The 1,218-nt window shown below is 58.1% G+C and carries 1 protein-coding gene; it reads right to left on the bottom strand.

The annotated features are described in order from the left end of the window. Positions 1-33 precede the first annotated feature (33 nt). A protein-coding gene (locus HV823_RS26305) for an IS3 family transposase (RefSeq protein WP_176952619.1) occupies positions 34-1,160 on the bottom strand; the annotation gives its coding sequence in 2 pieces (ribosomal slippage) (positions 34-920 and positions 920-1,160; 1,128 coding nt in all). Between the last annotated feature and the right edge of the window lie 58 nt (positions 1,161-1,218).

Here is a 1,218-nt window from a genome sequence, read left to right as displayed (position 1 = left end):
TGAATAGCCCCGAGTTTCGTAGACACCCTCGGGTTAGGTTTTCTGCCGCATCTCGAACTCTACCGGCGACAGCATCCCGTTTCTGACATGCTTGCGTTTCGGGTTGTAGAACATTTCGATGTAGTCGAACACGTCCTGACGGGCTTCGTCGCGTGAACGATAGACCCTGCGGCGTATCCGCTCCCGCTTCAGGAGATTGAAGAAGCTTTCGGCGACTGCGTTGTCATGGCAGTTGCCGCGTCGGCTCATCGAGTGAACCAGATTGTGGTGCTTCAGGAACGAGGCCCAGTCCATGCTGGTGAATTGCGAGCCCTGATCCGAGTGCACCAGAACCTTGTCCTTTGGCTTTCGCCGCCAGACAGCCATCAGCAACGCCTGCAGCACGACATCAGTCGTCTGGCGGCTCTGCATCGACCAGCCGATGACACGGCGGGAATAGAGATCGATGACGACAGCGAGATAGGCGAAGCCTTGGTTGGTTCGGATGTAGGTGATGTCGGTGACCCATGCCTTGTCCGGAGCAGCAACGTCGAATTGACGGTCCAGAGTGTTGTCGATGACAATGGATGGCCTGCCGCCGTAGATGCCGGGACGGCGCTTGTAACCGATCTGCGCCTTGATCCCCGCAAGGCGGGTCAGACGTGCGACGCGGTTCGGGCTGCACATCTCTCCCTGATCGAGCAGATCGTCATGAAGCTTGCGATAGCCATAGACCTTGCCGCTCTCTTCCCAAGCCTGAAGCAGGAGATCGGTCTGTCGTTTGTCCTCGCTGGCCCGTTTGCTCAACGGGTTCTTCAGCCAGGCGTAGAACCCGCTCGGGTGAACATGGAGAAGCCGACACATCGTCCGCACCGAGAACCGCAGGCGATGCAGGGATATGAACGCGTACTTCACTTTGCATCCCTGGCGAAGTACGCGGTCGCTTTTTTTAGGATGTCGCGCTCCTCGGTGACGCGAGCCAGTTCCTTCTTCAGCCGCCTGACCTCGTCGGCCTCGTCGCTGGCTTTGCCGTTCGACGTGCCGAACTTCTTCTTCCACTCGTAGAGCGAATGCTGGCTGACCCCCAGCCGCTGAGAGACCTCCGCTACCGGATAGCCCCGCTCGGTGATCTGACGCACCGCGTCGCGCTTGAACTCTTCAGTGAAATTGGCTTTGCCCATGTAGGCCTCCTGCCTCAAATTTAGGGGAGAAGGTGTCTACAAATCTAGGGGCTATTCA

This window comes from Mycoplana rhizolycopersici (assembly GCF_013378445.1).
Classification (GTDB): Bacteria; Pseudomonadota; Alphaproteobacteria; order Rhizobiales; family Rhizobiaceae; genus Mycoplana; species Mycoplana rhizolycopersici.
This window is presented reverse-complemented; position numbering and strand designations above follow the sequence as displayed.